Source organism: Flavobacteriales bacterium, from assembly GCA_016700415.1.
Classification (GTDB): domain Bacteria; phylum Bacteroidota; class Bacteroidia; order Flavobacteriales_F; family PHOS-HE28; genus PHOS-HE28.
The window spans coordinates 3,457,833-3,477,334 of record CP065018.1; the positions used below are offsets into that span (position 1 = coordinate 3,457,833).

The window sequence follows — 19,502 nt, forward strand, 5'->3', positions numbered from 1 at the left end:
CGGTCACATAGAACAGGGCGGAAGATTGGCCCCTGTCCTAGTGTCCCGCCTGTTTTCTTGTTCCTCGCACTGACATTGCTCAATGCAATTGTCCAATCGCAGATCGACTTTAGCCAAGGATCCGATGGCTGCGATGATGCCGCATATTGTATTGGTTGGACAGTCTCCGGTGGTGAGCCAGATCGATCGGTCCCACGGCATCGAAAACGGAGGGGCTTTTGGCATCATCGTCCATAGAGGAACGTTAATGCCAAGACCACCAAACGCTTATTGGTATAACATTGTATGGCTAAATGAATTTATACGAACCTGCCGCGTGCTACATCGACGAACCCGTGCTTGGTGCCGATCTACTGATCTGATGCTCTTAAAATTAGTTTTCAACACCCATTGACCGGATCGAAATACCACCATAACATTGTACTCCCAAGTGTTCTTCTCTTTTTTAGTCGTTACAAGCCCTCTCTTCAACGGTCTAAACTGACGATCCAGCGACGTCGCTAACCTGCCTCTTTCCTCCAGCAGGCCCCCACACCCAGTACTCTTCATCCTCCTTGGTGCCCATCAAGCGCCATTTCACCCCCGGTCCGCCTTGCCCTGATCGTATTGCCTGCTAACACTCTGAATTCACAAACACCCCTGATCCCATGAAAAGTCGAAAACCCTTGATCTCGCCCCGCCCGATCTATCGGCTTGGCAAAATGGCCCTGCTGGCCTCAGCCCTCACTTTTGGCTTGGCAGCTCGGGCGCAGGTTGCCACCATGTACACCTTCGCTCAATCCAGCGGAACCTATACGGCCATCACCACTGGCGGAGGGGCCACCGCCCTGTCCGTAACGACTTGGGATGACCAGGTGGTGAACCTGACCGGGTTGCCGAACTTCACCTTCAATGGGACCAGCTATACGGCACTGAACGTGAACATGAACGGGTACATCACCTTCGGGGCCACGGCACCCAGTGGCACGGGTTACACGCCCATCTCGGCCACCACCGGCTATGCTGGCGCGATCTCCGCGTTCGGGCGTGACCTGATCAACAATGGGGTCCAGGTCTACTCTCAAATAGTGGGAAGCGAAACGATCATCCAGTGGAACAATGCACGTCGGTACAGTGGCGGAGCGATCACCGGGGATGTGCTCAACTTCCAGATAAGGCTGAACAACACCACAGGGGCGATCAGTATCGTCTATGGTACATGCACTGCCACGAATGCAACCGCTTATACCTGTCAAGTGGGTCTACGGGGTGCGACCAACGCGGATTACAACAACCGCACTACGGCGACGAACTGGGCAACGACCACGGCCGGAGGAGCCAATAGTTCGACCGTGACGAGTTCCAATACGATCATGCCCGCTTCCGGCTTGAAGTTCACCTGGGCCCCCCCTTCTCCTACCATCGCCTACACGGCGTTGGCGCCCACGTGCTCCGGTAGTGCGCGAACGCTTTCTGCGGCCATTACCGACCCGGACGGTGTGCCTACAGCAGGCGCCGGGCTTCCGGTGCTCTATTGGAAGATCAACGCCGGGGCCTACACACCTGCCACCGGGACCTTCATCAGCGGCAGCCAGTACGACTTCAGCTTCGGAGCAGGCGTAGGTAGTGGTGATGTAGTGTCTTACTACATCGTAGCCCAGGACAACCTGGGGACCGCCAATGCATTTCCAAAAGCAGGCACAGGTGGTTATACATCGAGCCCCCCCGCATCAGGTACACCTCCGACAACACCAAGCAGCTATGCGATCCAGAACACCCTGGCAGGAGGCACCTACACCGTTGGTAGTGGCGGAGCTTATGCGACTTTGACGGCTGCGGTTGCAGCGTACAACACTTCGTGCTTGGGCGGCCCGGTGACTTTCAGCCTGATCAGTGCTACGTATCCGAGCGAGACCTACCCGGTCACGATCAACGGGAACGCGGATGCCAATGCGGTCAATACATTGACGATCAAACCGGCGGTAGGCGTATCGCCTGCGTTCAGCGGGAACAACATCAACGGTATTCTGCGCTTGAACGGAGCGGATTACGTGACCATTGACGGGTCCAATGCGGTTGCTGGGACCACACGGGACCTGACGATCACCAACACGAACACGGGTGCGTCTGCCACGGTATGGTTGAACAGTGTGAACGCGGGCAATGGTGCGACCAACAACACGGTGAAGAATTGCACGATCTTCGGATATTCCGCGACGACAAGCTTGGCTGCTTTGATCAGCAGCGGAGCGACCATGGGTAATGCGGCGGAAACGGCCAATACCGGGAATACCTACCAGAACAACGCCTTCTCTCGCGCCCAATACGGTATCGGCGTTGTAGGCCCTGCGACCATGGAGACCGGTACCGTGATCACGGGCAACACCATCGGCAGCACCATTGCGGCAGACAAGATCGGATACCGTGGCATGTTCATTTCCAACCAACAAGGCGTGCTCGCCAACAATAACCTGATCGACGGGGTAACTACTTCCACTACGAGTAATTCGGTCGGCATCATCGTTGTCGGCTTGTCTTCGGGTGGTTCGATCATCGGCAACCAGGTCAGGAACGTTGCCAATACGAACACCGGGGGATACGGGTCTGACGGGATCTATCTGGGTGCGACCAGCACCGCTTCGGGTCTGACGATCGCGAACAACTTCGTTTCCGGTGTCACCGGGTACGGGTATACTTCTATCGGTATCGGCGACAATGGTTACGGGATCGCCGTGGTATCCGGAGGGGGCTACAACATCTGGTACAATACAGTATCGATGAATGTGAACCAGACCTCGGGCACCTACCAATCAGCTGCGTTGTGGATCAACAGTGCTTTGACCGCTGGTTCGCTGGATGTGCGCAACAACATCTTCGCCAGTTCGCAAACAACCGGGACCCAGCGCTACGCTGTTTACTGCGGAAGCGCCAACACCGTCTTCAGCGCGATCAACTACAACGATTACGCGACCGTTGGGGCGAACCTGGGTTACCTCGGAAGCAACCAGGCGAACCTTCCAGCGATGGTGGCCGGTTTCGGCGGCAACGCGAATTCCCTGAATATCACTCCGGTCTTCACCTCGGCGACGGACCTGCACTTGATACCGGCATCCAATACGTCCTTGAACAACCAAGGGACGTACATCGCGACCGTGACCACAGACATTGACGGTGCCACGCGTGATGTGTCCACTCCTGATATGGGTGCGGATGAGTTCGCTGCGGTTTGCTTCCAGGCGACCGGAACGGCCTCGGCGGTCAATGCCGGTTGTGATACGTACCAGATCCAGGTCAACATCACCGGGACAGGCGATTCGCCCGGTGGTCTTGTGGACATCCAAGTTGATGGGGTCGACGTGGTGAACAATGCGAACGTTGCTGGAAGCCCTTATGTACTGGCGCCGCTCTATTTGAACGGCTCTACGCACACAGTGACCCTACAGCATTTGGGCAACGCTCTTTGTGATCTTATGATGCCATCGACCACCTCTAACGTGAGCTGCGATGACAATAACCCCACCACAACGGACGCTTGTGTGAGCAATGCATGCACACACACGCCGATCCCCTGTGACGATGGCGACCCCTGCACGATCAATGATGTGCTGGTGCAGAGCAGTACGACCCAGAACTTCGATGGTGTCACGATCCCGGCGCTGCCATTTGATTGGGTCAGTCACGTGCCGGTCGGGACTGGTGCACAGTGGGCGACAACGAATAGCTTCTTTGATGTTTTCCAGAGCGTGACCACGGATAACCCCGGATCGGTCTCCGAACAAGACCTGACGACACCCACCATCGGGATCGTAACGGCCAGCGCACAACTCACTTTCAAGCATCGTTGGGCTTTTGAATCAAGCACGTTACCCGCTACTTATGACGGAGGCGTTCTGGAGATCAGCATAAACGGAGGGGCCTTCACGGACATCGTGACTGCCGGCGGTTCGTTTGTTACCGGTGGATACAACAGCACGGTCAGCAACTCGTTTAGCAACCCGCTGGGTGGTCGGAACGCATGGGGCAATAACTCCGGCGGAGTCTTCATCACCACCACGGTGAACCTGCCCGCTGCTGCGGCTGGTCAACCGATCAAATTGCGTTGGCGTTTCGGTAGTGACAGTTCAGGCGCTGGCACCGGCTGGTGGATAGACACCTTCAGCGTGACCGAAATCGCCTGCCAAGGCACGCCCATCGCAGCCCCAACGGCGAGCATCAGTGGCGGTGGCACCGTCTGTAGCATCGATCCGTTGCCCAACGTGGTGTTCACCTTCACGGGTATGGCACCCTACACCTTCACCTACACCGGTCCTGGTGGCCATACGGAGACGAACTGGCCGACCACGACCTACACCATCACCAATGCTGCCGTGGGAACGTATACGGTCACTGCACTTAGCGTGAACGGTGGCTGCAACGGTTCGAGCTTGGGCACCCCGGTCGCTGTATCCGTGCAAGCCGCACCGAACGCTGGCACAGGCAGCAGTGTGACTTATTGCTCCAGCAGCGCCATGAACGATATGGCCTTGGCCATTACGGGTGCTGGCGGTGGCGGATCCTGGAGCCCTGCCGGGCCGAACTACGATGCCACGACCATGAGCCCGGGCACCTACACCTACACCGTGACCGCCATTTCACCATGCGCGGTGAACGCGACCGCGCAAGTGGTGGTGAGCGAACAGGCTCCCCCGGATGCCGGTTCAAATTCCTCCTTCGTGACGTGCAATGGCGCTGCTCCCTTCAGCCTATTGGCCCTGCTCGGTGGCAGTCCACAGGGCGGTGGTTCCTGGATAGGCCCCGACCCTGTTGTGAGCGACATGTACGACCCCTCCACCATGGATCCCGGTACCTACACCTATACGGTGGTGGGCGTCCCGCCCTGCTCGGGCAGTGCTTCAGCTTCCGTAGTGGTCAGCGAGAGCGGCAACCAAGTGGTGCTGCGTATCAACACCGACGGCAACGCTAGCGAGATCAGCTGGGTGATCAAAGATGCCGCCAACGCCACGGTGGCCTCCGGCAGCCCGGTGGGCAACAACCAGCAGGTGGATGAAACACTCTGCCTGAGCAATGCCAATGGAGACTGTTACACCTTGAACCTCATGGACAGCAATGGTAACGGCATCACGGGCGGCGGCTGGGAACTGCGCACCACCGACGGCAAAGTGCTGCTGGGCGATGCCTTCCCCAACGGGGCTGATTCACCTTCCCTCACTCCGGCCTACGCGGGCTACACGGGGCACAGCTTCTGCCTGCCTCCGGGCCCGGCCAAGATCGCGAACAAATCCTGCGGCATCTTCAACTTCAGCATGAACAGCTACGTGTATTGCAGCAATGTGGCCGGAGCGGGCAGCTACCAGTTCGAGTTCTCCAACCCCGATGCGGGCTACCTCCGCCGGATCGCGGTGAACACCAACAAGGTGCGCTTCAACCAGATGAACACCAGCCCGCTGACGCCCGGCGTGAAGTACTTCGTCCGTGTCCGCACCGACAACGCCGGCCCCTTGGCCAGCGCACACTTTGGCACCGGCTGCGAGGTGGGCATTACGTCCACGGTGCCTTGCACGGAGCTGATCAGCGCGCCTACATACGGGCACTCCTGCAACGAGAACCGCACCTTCAACACCAACAACAGCTTCATCTATGCCACGCCGGTGGTGGGCGCGACTGAGTACCAGTTCCGCATCTTCATCCCCAGCGAGGGCTACGATGAGACCTTCATCCGCAGCACCTACATCCTGCAGTTGAAGTGGAACAACCATCCTCCGATGGTCAACGGCTCCACCTACAGCGTGCAAGTGAACGTGAAAGTGGGCACGGAATACAGCGGCTTCTGCGGCAATACCTGCACGATCACCATCGACAACGGCGCCCGCCCGGATGCCAGCATGGAGCAGGCCAATGGAACAGCGACGATGTGGCCGAACCCGGTGCGTGAAAGCCAGGTGAACCTGAGCATCGACGGTATCCAGGACGCTGACCAACAGATCACGGTGGACATTCAGGACATCTATGGTAAGCAGGTCTTCGCCAAGGCGTTCGGGAACAGCGGTGAGCGCTTCACCACCATCCTCGACCTGCCGAGCGACATCGCCAGCGGAGTGTACATGGTGAACATCACCGTCAACGGACAGAAGACCGTCCAGCGGTTGAGCATCATCAAGTAACCGACATACCAACAAACGCCGAAGGGCCGCCTCATTTGAGGCGGCCCTTCGTGCTTGTGAAGCAATGGTTCCACGTAACTGAGGTGGTTGCCCTCACTTGTGCGATCGGGGCTCTTTCCGTCCGTCCACACATGCAGTTCCCATGGTCCATGTCCGCACCCGTCCGGTCCCATCGGTCGGTGGGCTAACTTTGCGGCCCATTTGATCCACGATCCATGCGTACCGTACAATTTCGAGAGGCCCTGAACGAGGCGATGAGCGAGGAGATGCGCCGTGACCCGAACGTATTCCTCATGGGCGAGGAGGTGGCGGAATACAACGGTGCCTACAAGGTGAGCAAGGGCATGCTGGAGGAGTTCGGCGCCAAGCGGGTGATCGACACGCCCATCGCGGAACTCGGCTTCACCGGCATCGCGGTGGGGGCGGCCATGAACGGGCTACGGCCGATCGTGGAGTACATGACCTGGAATTTCGCGGTGCTGGCCAGCGACCAGATCATCAACTCGGCGGCCAAGATGCTGCAGATGAGCGGCGGGCAGTTCCACATGCCCATCACCTTCCGTGGTGGCAACGGCAGCGCGGGCCAGTTGGCGGCCACCCACAGCCAGAGCTACGAGAGCTTCTACGCCAACATCCCCGGCCTTAAGGTGATCACGCCGAGCAACCCGTACGATGCCAAAGGCCTGCTGAAGGCCGCGATCCGCGATGACGACCCCGTGCTTTTCATGGAAAGCGAGCGCATGTACGGCGACAAGGGCGAGATCCCCGACGGTGAATACCTGCTGCCCATCGGTGTGGCGGACGTCAAGCGCCCCGGTACGGACGCTACCATCGTGAGCTTCGGCAAGATGATGAAGGTTGCCTTGGAAGCTGCGGAGGAGCTGGCCAAGGACGGCATCTCATGCGAGGTGATCGACCTGCGCACCATCCGTCCGTTGGACCTGGCCACGATCATCACATCGGTGAAGAAGACCAACCGCTTAGTGGTGGTCGATGAGAACTTCCCTTATGGCAGCATCGCCAGTGAGATCGCCTTCCGTGTGCAGCGCCATGCGTTCGACCATTTGGACGCCCCGGTTGTGCGGGTGAACCAGGCCGATACGCCGCTGCCCTTCGCCCCGAACCTCATCGATGAGTCCTTGCCCAGTGTGAAACGGGTGGTGGAGGCGGTGAAGAGCGTTTCGTACGCGAAGGCGTAACGGGATCCGGGCAGGGTGCGCTATTCCCCAGAGGTCCATGTCGGGGTGACCCTCCGTGGCTCCCGGTGACCCATGCAGATCCCCTCTTTCAGCGTCATCAGCGTTCCATTCCCCGCATTCGGCTATTTTCGCGCCCCCCGCGAGCGGGGATACCTCACAAAGAAGACACAAAAGCAAGCAGACGGAAATGGGAATTGAATTGATGTACTACATCCCGGTGATGGGCCTGATCGGCCTGGCGGTGATGATCGGCAAGGCGCTGTGGGTAAGCAAACAGGACGCCGGTGACGCGAACATGCAGGAACTGGCGGGCTACATCGCCCGCGGTGCAAGCGCCTTCCTGAAAGCCGAGTGGAAGGTGTTGGGCGTCTTCGCGGCCATTGCGGCCGTGTTGTTGGCCTGGAGCGGTACGCTCCATGAGAACAGCGACTGGGTGATCGCGATCGCCTTTTTGATCGGTGCCTTCTTCAGTGCTTTTGCGGGGTGGATCGGCATGAGCATCGCCACCAAGGCCAACGTGCGTACCACGCAAGCCGCTCGCACCAGCCTCAAGAAAGCGTTGCAAGTCTCCTTCAACGGAGGTGCCGTAATGGGTCTCGGTGTCGCGGGCCTCGCCGTGGTCGGTTTGAGCACGCTCTTTATCGTGTTCCTCGGTATGTACGTGACCGATGGCGATGCGAACGGCCAACAGATGATGAAGTGCCTGGAGGTGCTGGCGGGCTTCAGCCTCGGTGCCGAGAGCATCGCGCTCTTCGCCCGCGTGGGCGGTGGCATCTATACCAAAGCGGCCGACGTAGGCGCTGACCTCGTGGGCAAGGTGGAAGCCGGTATCCCTGAGGACGATGCGCGTAACCCGGCGACCATCGCCGATAACGTGGGTGATAACGTAGGTGACGTGGCCGGCATGGGTGCCGACCTCTTCGGTAGCTACGTGGCTACGATGCTCGCCACCATGGTGCTCGGCCGCGAAGTGGTGAGCGCCGACAACTTTGGCGGTATGGCCCCGATCCTGCTGCCCATGGTGATCGCCGGTCTTGGCGTCCTCTACAGCATCGTTGGCACCTTGTTCGTGAAGATCAACAAGGACAGCGACAGCGTGATGAAGGCCTTGAACCTGGGCAACTGGGGCTCCATGGTCCTCGTGGCCATTTCCAGCTACTTCCTCGTGCACTGGATGCTTCCGGACACCATGCAGTTCGTGCGGAACGGAGTCTCTGTTGAGCTAACGAGCATGAACGTGTTCTATGCCATCATCCTCGGCTTGGTCGTGGGAACGCTGATGAGCATGGTCACCGAATACTACACCAGCATGGGCCGTCGTCCGGTGGACAGCATTGTGCAGAAAAGCGGGACTGGCCATGGTACGAACGTGATCGGTGGTCTGGCCATGGGCATGGAAAGCACCGTGCTCCCCATCCTGATCCTCGCTTCAGGGATCTGGGGTTCCTTCGAGTTGGCAGGTATGTACGGCGTTGCGATCGCAGCGGCGGGCATGATGGCCACCACCGCCATGCAGCTCGCGATCGACGCCTTCGGTCCGATCGCCGATAACGCGGGCGGCATCGCTGAAATGAGCGGATTGCCCAAGGAAGTGCGCGAGCGCACGGATAACCTCGACGCCGTGGGCAACACCACCGCTGCGACCGGAAAGGGCTTCGCCATCGCTTCCGCAGCCTTGACCGCGCTGGCGCTCTTCGCCGCGTACGTCGGCATGTCCGGCATCACGGGCATCGACATCTACAAGGCCGATGTGCTGGCGATGTTGTTCGTCGGTGGCATGATCCCCTTCTTCTTCAGCAGCCTCGCGATCAGCGCGGTGGGCAAGGCCGCCATGGACATGGTGAAGGAGGTGCGTCGCCAGTTCCGCGAGATCCCCGGTATCATGGAGGGCACCGCCAAGCCGGAGTATGAGAAGTGCGTGGCCATCAGCACCAAGGCGTCGATCCGCGAGATGATCGCTCCGGGCGCCTTGGCATTGCTTTCACCGATCCTCGTCGGCTTCCTCGCCGGACCTGAGGCGTTGGGCGGATTGCTCGCCGGGATCACGGTGAGCGGTGTGCTCATGGGCATGTTCCAGAACAACGCCGGTGGTGCTTGGGACAACGCCAAGAAGAGCTTCGAGAAAGGCGTGATGATCGATGGTGTGGAGTTCAAGAAGGGCAGCGAGCCGCACAAGGCCGCTGTGACCGGTGATACCGTTGGTGATCCGTTCAAGGACACTTCAGGTCCATCCATGAACATCCTCATCAAGTTGACCTCCATCGTGGCCCTGATCATCGCTCCGCACATCAACGAGGGTGGGCATGATGCCGCCCCGATGCACCAGGACCACGAAGGGCACGATCACAGTGCGTTACCGGCCGAGCAAGCCCCGATCACCGCTGCGACGCTTTCACTCAACGATCGGTTCTGATCTCGCTTCACATCAAGAAGCCCCGACGGTCCTTGGATCATCGGGGCTTTTCATTTGCCGGTATATCCACAATACGCTTGACCCACATGGACCACTATCAGTATTCCGACAAGGAGTTCTTGGAACGGTTCCTTTCGTGTGAAATGGATCCCCGACTGTTCGATCACGAGGCACACCTCCGTCCCGGTTGGTTATTGATCCGCCAGCACGGAGTGGACGGCGCTGCCGAGATCTTGTGCGGGTCCATTGAGCGATTTGATCGCATGTTCGACAAGGGGATCAAGTTCGACCGGGCCATCACCCTAGTGTGCCAACCCGTAAGTTCCTGAACTGTCTTCACCTCCCTTTCTCCCTTCTGCGGCGTTGGAACATTTCGCCGTAGCTACCGCTACGCCGGGCATGTTCCGCCTTGCATAAGGAAGAAATTGAGGCAAAGCTTTAGTCCACCAACTTACGGGTTAGCACACTAGCATCCGCTCATTTGCTCGCCGATCTCATGGCCGGATCCTCTGCGATCGACTTCCCGGCCTTTCTCAACGAGTTTCCTCGGCTACGCACGCATTTCCGCGAAATGCTGGATAGTGCGGATCGCACGAATACGTGATATGCCTTGCATAAAGAAGAGATCGAGGCAAAGCCTTGGTACACCAACTTGCGGGTTGGCACACTAGCGGATCAAGGTCACCGTACCCGTCACCTCCTTGCGTTCCTGATAGAGGAGTTGATAGTCGACCCGATACACGTACACCCCGGTCGGTGAAGGCTTGCCTCCATGGCTGCCGTCCCAAGGTTTGAAGGGGTCGGTGGAGGTGTAAACGAGTTCACCCCACCGGTCGAACACCTTCACCGAGAAGTCCTTCGGCAGGCACTCACCTGGCCAGCCCCAAGTGTCGTTGACCCCGTCGCCATCAGGCGTGAACGCGGAAGGGATCCACACGCTACAGGAGTCGCTGCAGTCCGGCACACGGATCATCCGCTCCACGGTGACCACACCACAACTGAGCGTGGCTTGGAGCGTGACGAGCGTGGGTTCATCCGTGGTGAAGCGTACAAGGGGATCGCTGCCCAGCGCATTGGGGGCGGCACCGCTGAAGTTCCACGTGGCGCTCACCACAGCTGAATCCGCCAACACCGTGAATTGCACAGGTTCCTGCATGCATCCGGCATCATACCGGAAGTCGGCTTCACAGAGGCATTCGACGTTGATGATCGAAGCGACCGCATCGTCCGTGCAACCGTACGCATCGGTCACAGCCACGGTGTAGGTGCCGGGATCATGAACGGTGGCCGGATCGGACAGGGGTTGGCCATCATATGTGTAGATGGCGTCCATGCCGTTCACAGGGAATACCGCGCTCAGGTCCACCGTCTGCCATGGACAGAGTGTGAAGAATTGGTCCTCTCCCAAGTCGGGGGCCGTGTGGACCGTCAAGGCCACCATGGCCGTATCGGTACAGCCGGAAGCGTTGGTGACCACAAGTTGGTAGTTGCCCGTTGCATTCACCACCACGGGATCAGCGACAGAGTTTCCGCCCACGGTCCAAGAGCCGGATGCACCCGTTGGAGCGAATTGAGCTGTAAGGTCGTACGTGGTACCACCACAGATCGAGGCGGTCACATCAGGGCCCAATGCGGGCGATGGGTCGAAGCTCAACGCAACGGTGGCGCTGGCCGAGCAGCCTGCCGCGTTTGTCACGGTCAAAAGGTATGTGCCGCTGGTCGTAACGGAGGTCGGGTCCGCTACGGTGGTCCCGCCCGCCTCCCACAGGGAGGTATTCGCGCCGGTCGCATAGAAGGTGGTCAGGTCCACCGCATTTCCATCGCATACCGATATCGTTTGATCGGCCCCAAGGACGGGGTTCGTGGAGATGGTCACGCTTACCAAGGCGGAATCGCTACAGCCGTTCGGATCTGTGGCAACGAGCATGAACGTGCCACCCCCATCGACCGAAACGGGATCCGGAACGGCGATCCCGGAAAGGGTCCATGCAGTGGTGAGCCCTGTGGTAGGAAAGAACGTGGTGAGGTCGACGGTCCCATCCTCGCAGGCCGAAGCCGAGGCATCCGGCCCAAGTGCCGGTGCAGGGTTGACATTGACGCTGACGAATGCGGAGTCGGCACAGGCCAAGGCGTTCGATGCGATCAATCGATACGTACCTGCGGCGCTCACCGATGTGGGATCGATGACAGGAGCACCGGAAAGCGACCATGTGGAAGTAAGGCCTGTGGTGGTGTACAAAGTGGTCAGATCGATCGTTGCATTGCTGCACAGCGCCAAGGTCTGGTCCGCGCCCAACGGTGCCATCGGCTCCACCGAAAGGGTGACATCCGCTTGGTCCGCGCAACCATTGCTGTTCGTGGCTGAGAGCGTATAAACACCGGCGTCGGTGGCTGCCGTGGGAGTGGCGAACGGTAGACCACCGAAGGTCCACACCGCAGTAAGTCCGGTGACATCGTACAAGCTCGTGAGGTCCAAGCTGCCGCCTGGACAAACGCTGACACTTTCATCCGGTCCCAGGATCGCTGCCGCGTTGATGTTGAGCGTGACCAACGCGGTGTCGTTGCAGCCACCGGCTGTTTCCCCGATCACCTGATAGGTCCCCGGAACAGTGGCAGCGGCCGCGGTGGCTCCGGTGATGGGCGCGCCATCAAGCGACCACACTGGCGTTACCCCCGTCAAGTTGAATAAGGCGGTCAGGTCCACGGGGTCCGGGCCGCAATGGTCCACCACTTGGTCCGCGCCGATCGGTGTTGGGCTGGAAGCGATGATCACGAATTCGGCCCAATAGGAACAGCCGTCCCACATATCATAGGCATCGATCCAATAATTCCCGGGCGCGCTCACGGCCGTCGGATCCGTTACCGGACTACCTCCGAGCGTGATGTTATACGAATACCCAGAGTTGTATGCCGTGTAGTACCCGAGTATGTCGAAGGTCCCACCTGCGCAAATGGTCGCATTGTCAAACGGGATGTAGCCCGGGCAGGGTGGAGGGGCGGAGAAGGCCATGGTGAAGCCGCCGTTGCCCGATGATCCGTCGAACCAACCGGGTATCCAAATTCCTCCGGTCCCTGTGCCGTTGTTCACGCAAGAAGTGTCGATCACGGTGATGGTCCACGTGCCATCGGCGTTCTCTCCATCGAATACGCTGAACGATCCGCCCTGTGCGGTCCATGATCCGGTGAATGGCGCTGTGCCGGTCGTGATCGAGGGATACCAGTCGTACTCGAATACGGTGTTCGTATAGTTCTGCCCACCGGCGCCGTTGAATTCGGAAAGGAGCAGCTCGGTGCCTGCCGGTGAGGTCATGAAGATCTGCAGGGTCTGTGGATGGTTGCTCGTGATGTTCATCAGGAGCTGGTTCAGCGAATAGGACCATGGTGTGCCTGGTTGTGCGAGCCAACCCATTCCACTGACGTTGGCCGTGAAGATGCTGGTGTCGCACAGTGGAATGGGACCGCTGGTGAAGGGGATGACCGTCACCTGAGCGGTGCTGCGTTCGGACAGCCCCATCATGATCAACAGGAAAAGACCGGAACGCACGAAAAAGGAACAAGGCATGGAGAGGATTATTTCTTGGAAGGAACAATGGAACAGCCTCCGCACGCAATAGACGACCCGTGACCGATGGTGGTTGTCTGGATCTCAGGAAATAAACTTCAAGATGGAGCGACGGGCGCGACCCTCACCTCACTTCTTCTTCGCTGCCTTCTTCGCCGTCTTTTTCACGGCCTTGGCCTTGCCGACGCCATTGGTCGCGCCTTTGGGAGCCTCCTTGTCCATCGGGAATAGCCCGTGGATCTCGGCATCGATGGAGTTGATGATCTTTCCGAGGTCCTCCGGATTCGTGTGGAAGGAATTCTCGTCCACGTCGATCACCAGCACTTTTCCTTTGTCGTAGGTGGTGATCCACGCCTCGTAGCGTTCATGCAGGCGCTTGAGGTAGTCGATGCTGATGCTGCTCTCGTAGTCACGGCCTCGCTCCGCGATCTGGTTCACCAGATTGGGTACGCTGGCGCGGAGATAGATCATCAGGTCCGGCGGGGTCACGGCACCGTCCATGTTCTTGAACAGGCGGAAGTAGTTCTCGAAATCACGCGTGGTCATCAGGCCCATGGCGTGGAGGTTGGGCGCGAAGATGTAGGCGTCCTCATAGATCGTGCGGTCCTGCACCACGTTGCGTCCGCTGCGGCGGATCTCCAGCAACTGCTCGAAGCGCGAATTGAGGAAGAAGATCTGGAGGTTGAAGCTCCAGCGCTGCATGTCCTTATAGAAGTCGAACAGGTACGGGTTGTTGTCCACGGCCTCCTCGAGGCGGTCCCACTGGTAGTGTTTGGCCAGAAGTTTCGTGAGGGTGGTCTTACCTGATCCGATGTTTCCTGCGATGGCGATATGCATGTTGGAGTTGTCTCTACTGGTGGGAAGATCGCGAAAATACCCCCTTCGGCGTGAGAGGAGGCCCAATGTGGAAAAGTGTTTCTGAAATCGTGCCCTATCAAGGATGAGCACGAGTTTTGAACATACGGACTGCGTGGGATCTGCGGCTCATTGCCCGATGCCCACCACCAGCACCCGGCCCGGCAGCAGGCGGTAGAGGAGACCTTGCTCGATCCGCGCATCCAGCACGGGCAAGGGGTCCGTGGTGGTAGGCCAAGCCACGGTATCCGTTGTGAACGCGCGCATGTCATACCGGTTCAGCAGGCCGTTCTCCACGTACCAGATGAAGCCGTCGCGCACCTGGATGCGCTCTGTGCCGAATATGGGCAGGTTCCGGATAAAACTGCCGAACAGGTCGAAGACCATCACGCCGTGTTCGGGGTCCACCAGGTAGAGACGGTCATCGGCCTCTTCCATATAAGTGGGCTGCGGGGTGAAGGACAGGAGCTGGTCAAGTCGGCCGGTATTGGCCACGGGGCGGAGTTGTGCATCCACCCGCATCAGCGCAAGCTCTCGTTCATCGAAGAACCAGATGCGGCCCTGCACGCTCATGCAGGCCAGTGTCACTTGAGGGAATCCGTTCCGGGAAAGGTCGAGTACTGAGCCCTGCACGCTGAGCGTATTGTCCAACATGGCCAACTGTCCTTGTGCACGGGAGAAGATGAGCGGCTTCAGCGAGGAGAAGGCGTCGATGCGGGAGATCGCTCCGAAGGTGTTCAGGCTGTTGTGCGCCACATGCCGGCCGTGCGGATCGTAGAGGTCCAGGTCGTTCCCGCGCAAGGTGTACAGATTGCCGAGCTCGTCCGTGGTGAAGCGGTCCATGGCCCCTTCCACGGCCCAGCGCACCGTGTCGGCCTGGGCCCATGTGGCGGTCAGAGGCACGGACATCAAGACCGCGGCAAAAAAGGGCTTCATACCGGCTCGTTCTGCAACAACTGGTCCAATAGTGTGCGGTCATTGCAGAGCCGGGGCACCTTGTTCTGTCCGCCCAATTTACCCCGCTCTTTCAGCCATCTGTGGAAGGTGTCCTTTTGCACCGCGTGCACGATGGGCCGCCGGAGCACCATGCCCGTGCTGCGCTTGGCATCGTAGTCACTATTGAGCCCGCGCATGGTCTCATCCAGCACGGTAATGAAGTGCTCCATGTCTTCCGGGGCCGCCTCGAACTCGATCATCCATTCGTGGCAGCCTCGGGCCTCGGCATCCATGTAGACCGGACCGGCCGTGTATTCGCGCACCACACTGCCTGTGGCGGCACAGGCCGCCTGGATGCCACGGTCCGCGTTCTCCACGATCAGTTCCTCGCCGAAGGCATTGATGAAGCTCTTGGTCCTGCCGCTCACTTGGATGCGGTAGGGCGCAGTGTGCGTGAAGTGGACGGTATCCCCCGGCATGTAACGCCACAGCCCGGCGTTGGTGCTGATCACCACTGCGTATTCCCGGTCCTTCTGAACTTCATGGAGCAGCTTGGTCTGCGGCTGCTCCCGGTGCAATTCCTCCACCGGGATGAACTCGAAGAAGATGCCATAGTCCAGCATCAGCAGCAGGTCGTCGGCACCATGCACGTCGGTGATGCCGAAAAAACCTTCGCTGGCGTTGTAGGTCTCCAGGTAGTTCACCTCAGCGGAGGGGAAGAGCTTTTTATACTGCTCGCGATAGGGCCGGAAGCTCACGCCACCGTGCATGAACAGCTCCAGGTTCGGCCATACCTCCATGATGTCCTTCTTGCCGGTGAGCTCGAGCACGCGCTTCAACACCACCATCGTCCAAGAGGGCACGCCGGCAATGCTGCGCACGTCCTCACGCATGGTCTCGCGGGCCATGCGTTCCACCTTTTCTTCCCAATTCTCCATCAGTGCCGTTTCGATCACCGGTGTGCGGCGCACCTCCACCCAAATAGGCAGGTTGCGGATGATGATGGCGCTGAGGTCGCCGGAATAGGCGTCGTTGCGGACCGGTTCCGAGGCGCTGCTGCCGCCCACCACCATGGTCATGCCCTGGTAAAGCTTGCTTTGCGGACGCATGGCGAAGTGCAGCGCCAGCAGGTCCTTGCCCCCCTTGTAGTGGCATTCCTCCAAGGCCTCGCGGCTCACGGGGATGTACTTGCTCTTGGCGTTGGTGGTACCGCTGCTCTTGGCGAACCACTTGATGTCCGTGGGCCAAAGGAGGTTTTGCTCGCCCTTGCGCATGCGGTCAACCCAGGGCTTCACATGAGTATAGTCCTGAAGGGGTACGCGCTGGCGGAATTCATCAGGCGTTTGGATGCTGGAATAGTCATACTGCCTGCCCCACGTGGTATAGCGCGCGGACTGGATCAGCCCATGGAAGACCTCCAACTGGGCCTCATGCGGGTGGTCGCGGAACAGCTCGATCTGCTGCAGCCGCTTTTTCATCAGGAAGGAGAACAGCGCGTTGACGGGCATGGTTAGGTTGGGGCGCTCTACTTTCGTGCGGAAGGTAATACCGGACCGGAAAATGGATGGATCGCCCTTGCGGAAAATGCTCGCCGACCTCGATGAGGACAAGGAAAACGGCAGTGGTCATGTAACGTATGCACTGCACCTTGCGACCGGCACCATACCGTTGGAGGGCTTCATCGCGAATGAATTCACGTTGCGCTTTACCGGGGCGAAAACATGCATCTCCTGTGGGAAGCGCGTGAAGAAGTTTTACGGACAGGGCACCTGCTACCCATGTTTCCGCGATGCCCCTGAGGCCAGCCCCTGCATCATCCGGCCGGAGCTGTGTTGCGCCCATCTCGGTGAGGGGCGCGATGTGCAATGGGAGCTCGACCACCACATGCAGGAGCACATCGTGTACCTGTCCTACACCGGGAACCTGAAGGTCGGTGTAACGCGCAGCACCCAAGTGCCGGTGCGTTGGATCGATCAGGGGGCAGTTCTGGCCGTACCCATTGCGCGGGTGCCGTATCGGCAGTTGGCGGGAGCCATCGAAGTCGATCTGAAGCGCTTGTTCTCCGACCGGACGGACTGGCGAAAAATGCTTCGACCGATCGGCCCCGGTGAGGGTGAAGGCGATTTGGAAGAGGCCCGGGCGAAAGCGATCGCACAGGCGGACCCCACCTCGGCCAAGTACATGCTTCCGGAAGAGCCGTTGGTCCACCTCCAGTATCCCTTGCCACCGGTACCGCCCAAGCTCGTGAGCGTTCAATTGGACAAGCTCCCGGAGATCTCGGGCCGGTTGCTCGGCATCAAGGGCCAGTACTTGGTCTGGAGCGATGGACGAGTGCTGAACGTGCGCAACCACACCGGATTTCATGTGGAAGTGGGGTAGATCCACACGGCTCTCCGCTTCAGGACCCTGAACACGGAAATATCCAGCTCATCTGTAACCTTCCCCAAAACCCCGCCGTTATATTGCTCGGGTTTGGATTTTGGGTTATGGGTGGAAGGGTCCGGCGAAAGCCGGGCCCTTCCTTTTTCCCTTAATGGATGTCCATCTCGAAAGGCATCCGGGCCTGTATGCCTGTGATGGTGCGCACTTTGCGCACGGCCTCGAAGCGGTGCAGCAGTTCCACATCATCCCCGAAGGCTTCCTTAGCTACCCAAGTGCGCGCCTGAACGTTCAGGCTTTCCTTCAGTTGCTCAAAGAAGTCCTTTTGCTCGGGATAGCCCACGGTGCGGTATTCGCCTTCGCCCAGATCGGCCAGCTTGGCGGCTTCTGCGGTGGCGGCCTCCAACCCGCCCATTTCATCCACCAGTCCGATACGCTTGGCGTCCGTGCCGGTCCAAACACGGCCCTGCCCGATGCTGTCCACGGCGGCCACCTCCATGTGGCGGCCTTCCGCAACACGCTGGGTGAAGGTGGAGTAGAAGTTGTCGATGAAGCCTTGGATGATGCCCTTCTCGTCCGCAGTGAGCGGGCGGGTCACGGTGAGCATGCCGGCGTACTTGTGCGTCTGCACCCCGTCAAAGGTGAGGCCGAGCTTGTCGTTGAAGAAGCCCTGCATGTTGGGGATCATGCCGAAGACGCCGATGCTGCCTGTGATGGTGGTGGGCTCCGCGAAGATCTTGTCCGCCGCGCAGCTGATGTAGTAGCCGCCGCTGGCCGCCACGTCGCCCATGCTCACCACCACGGGCTTCACCGCCTTGGCCAGCATCACCTCGCGCCAGATCACGTCGCTGGCCAAACCGCTTCCGCCGGGGCTGTTCACGCGCAGCACGATGGCCTTCACCGTGCTGTCCTCACGGGCCTTGCGGATGGCCTCGCTGAGGGTGGTGCCGCCTATACTGCCGTCCTCGCCATCGCCGTCCACGATGTCGCCCTGAGCGTATACCACGGCCACCTTTGGCTTTTTCCAAGAAGAGATTTCGCTTGCGTCCTTCTCCGGCTTTGCCTTGGCCACATAGGCCTTGGTGTATTTGTTCAGGTCCACAAAATTGATGTCCTTGCCAATATCCAGATTCATGCGTTCCTTGATGCCGGCAAGCACCTCGTCGCGGTACACGAGGCTGTCTACCAGGCCGGTGGTCACGGCGTCCTGGGCCTTGCGCACCATCATGTTCTCGGCGATGGCGTTCAGCTTGGCGGTGTCCAGTTGGCGCAGCGCTCCCACCTCGGTGATGTAGTTGCCCCAGATCCCGTCCAGTAACCGGGTGACCTGCATCTTGTTCGCCGGGCTCATGTCCTTGCGGGTGAAGGCTTCGCCGAAACTCTTGAACTTGTTGTCGCTGCCGCGGATGAACTGGATCTCGATGCCGAGCTTCTCGAAGAGGCCCGTGTAAAACATCATCTCACTGCGCAGCCCCCGGAAGTCGAGGTCGCCCTGCGGCACCATGTAGACCTTGTCCGCGACACTGGCCAGGTAATAGCTCTTTTGCGTGTATGTGTCGGCGAAGGCCACCACGGGCTTCCCGCTTTCCGCTTTGAAGGCGATCAGTTTGTCGCGGATCTCCTTTACGGTGGTAAACCCGGCGTTCACCATGCCCAGGTCCAGGAACACGCCCTTGATGCGGTCGTCCTTCTTGGCCTTTTCGATGTCGTCCAATATGTCGTTCAGCCCGAGCTTGCCCATGCCCTTGAAAGGGCCGAAGTCCAAGCTGAAAGGTTCCTTGGCGCCACGGTCCACCACCACCTGGTCCAAGCTGATGCGCAAAACAGAGTTCGAGGATACGGAGGGAGCCTTCCCCTCCATGCTGAAGGCACTGCCCAAGGCGGCCAGTGAGCCGATAAAGAGAACGATGAGCACGATGCCGATGAGCAGGGAGCCCAGCATCGAGGCGAGCATGAACTTCAAAAACTGGCGCATGGGAATGGGGTTTTTATTATCGGGATCAAAATTAGACGTATGG

Annotated in this window: 10 protein-coding genes; 5 read left to right on the forward strand and 5 right to left on the reverse strand. The window is 59.3% G+C overall.

The features are described from left to right. Positions 1-647 precede the first annotated feature (647 nt). From IPP95_14420 to IPP95_14435, 4 genes are all read left to right on the forward strand, one after another. Positions 648-6,140, forward strand: a complete 5,493-nt coding sequence (locus IPP95_14420) for a T9SS type A sorting domain-containing protein (GenBank protein ID QQS72346.1) — start codon at positions 648-650, stop codon at positions 6,138-6,140. Positions 6,141-6,355: 215 nt separating this feature from the next. After that, positions 6,356-7,339: a pyruvate dehydrogenase complex E1 component subunit beta gene (locus IPP95_14425; GenBank protein QQS72347.1), complete on the forward strand. Its 984-nt coding sequence runs from the start codon at positions 6,356-6,358 to the stop codon at positions 7,337-7,339. Between the two features lie 187 nt (positions 7,340-7,526). Continuing rightward, complete coding sequence (locus IPP95_14430; GenBank protein ID QQS72348.1) at positions 7,527-9,752, forward strand: sodium-translocating pyrophosphatase; 2,226 nt, start codon at positions 7,527-7,529, stop codon at positions 9,750-9,752. Between the two features lie 143 nt (positions 9,753-9,895). After that, positions 9,896-10,081, forward strand: coding sequence for a hypothetical protein (locus tag IPP95_14435; GenBank protein QQS72349.1), 186 nt, complete (start codon positions 9,896-9,898; stop codon positions 10,079-10,081). A 338-nt stretch (positions 10,082-10,419) separates the two neighbouring features. Here the strand turns inward: IPP95_14435 and IPP95_14440 are convergent, their stop codons facing one another. The 4 genes from IPP95_14440 to IPP95_14455 all read right to left on the reverse strand — a co-directional run bounded on the left by IPP95_14440 (position 10,420) and on the right by IPP95_14455 (position 16,583). Then, on the reverse strand, positions 10,420-13,314 hold the full coding sequence (locus IPP95_14440; protein ID QQS72350.1) for a gliding motility-associated C-terminal domain-containing protein: 2,895 nt from the start codon (positions 13,312-13,314) through the stop codon (positions 10,420-10,422). Between the two features lie 129 nt (positions 13,315-13,443). After that, on the reverse strand, positions 13,444-14,151 hold the full coding sequence (locus IPP95_14445) for a deoxynucleoside kinase (protein ID QQS72351.1): 708 nt from the start codon (positions 14,149-14,151) through the stop codon (positions 13,444-13,446). Between the two features lie 147 nt (positions 14,152-14,298). After that, complete coding sequence (locus tag IPP95_14450) at positions 14,299-15,078, reverse strand: hypothetical protein (protein QQS72352.1); 780 nt, start codon at positions 15,076-15,078, stop codon at positions 14,299-14,301. Between the two features lie 23 nt (positions 15,079-15,101). Beyond that, positions 15,102-16,583, reverse strand: a complete 1,482-nt coding sequence (locus tag IPP95_14455) for a GH3 auxin-responsive promoter family protein (GenBank protein ID QQS74283.1) — start codon at positions 16,581-16,583, stop codon at positions 15,102-15,104. Positions 16,584-16,638: 55 nt separating this feature from the next. Between IPP95_14455 and IPP95_14460 the strand changes: the two genes are divergently transcribed. Then, positions 16,639-17,484, forward strand: coding sequence for a DUF2797 domain-containing protein (locus IPP95_14460; GenBank protein ID QQS72353.1), 846 nt, complete (start codon positions 16,639-16,641; stop codon positions 17,482-17,484). A gap of 151 nt (positions 17,485-17,635) precedes the next feature. Here the strand turns inward: IPP95_14460 and sppA are convergent, their stop codons facing one another. Beyond that, the gene (sppA, locus tag IPP95_14465; protein ID QQS72354.1) at positions 17,636-19,459 is read right to left on the reverse strand and encodes a signal peptide peptidase SppA; all 1,824 of its coding nucleotides are present in this window, start codon (positions 19,457-19,459) and stop codon (positions 17,636-17,638) included. Between the last annotated feature and the right edge of the window lie 43 nt (positions 19,460-19,502).

Excerpts from the sequence above, each read along its gene's own strand:
- IPP95_14420 (QQS72346.1), top strand. The coding sequence starts at position 648 with ATGAAAAGTCGAAAACCCTTGATCTCGCCCCGCCCGATCTATCGGCTT.
- IPP95_14425 (QQS72347.1), top strand. The coding sequence starts at position 6,356 with ATGCGTACCGTACAATTTCGAGAGGCCCTGAACGAGGCGATGAGCGAG.
- IPP95_14430 (QQS72348.1), top strand. The coding sequence starts at position 7,527 with ATGGGAATTGAATTGATGTACTACATCCCGGTGATGGGCCTGATCGGC.
- IPP95_14435 (QQS72349.1), top strand. The coding sequence starts at position 9,896 with ATGGATCCCCGACTGTTCGATCACGAGGCACACCTCCGTCCCGGTTGG.
- IPP95_14440 (QQS72350.1), bottom strand. The coding sequence starts at position 13,314 with ATGCCTTGTTCCTTTTTCGTGCGTTCCGGTCTTTTCCTGTTGATCATG.
- IPP95_14445 (QQS72351.1), bottom strand. The coding sequence starts at position 14,151 with ATGCATATCGCCATCGCAGGAAACATCGGATCAGGTAAGACCACCCTC.
- IPP95_14450 (QQS72352.1), bottom strand. The coding sequence starts at position 15,078 with ATGTCCGTGCCTCTGACCGCCACATGGGCCCAGGCCGACACGGTGCGC.
- IPP95_14455 (QQS74283.1), bottom strand. The coding sequence starts at position 16,583 with ATGAAAAAGCGGCTGCAGCAGATCGAGCTGTTCCGCGACCACCCGCAT.
- sppA (QQS72354.1), bottom strand. The coding sequence starts at position 19,459 with ATGCGCCAGTTTTTGAAGTTCATGCTCGCCTCGATGCTGGGCTCCCTG.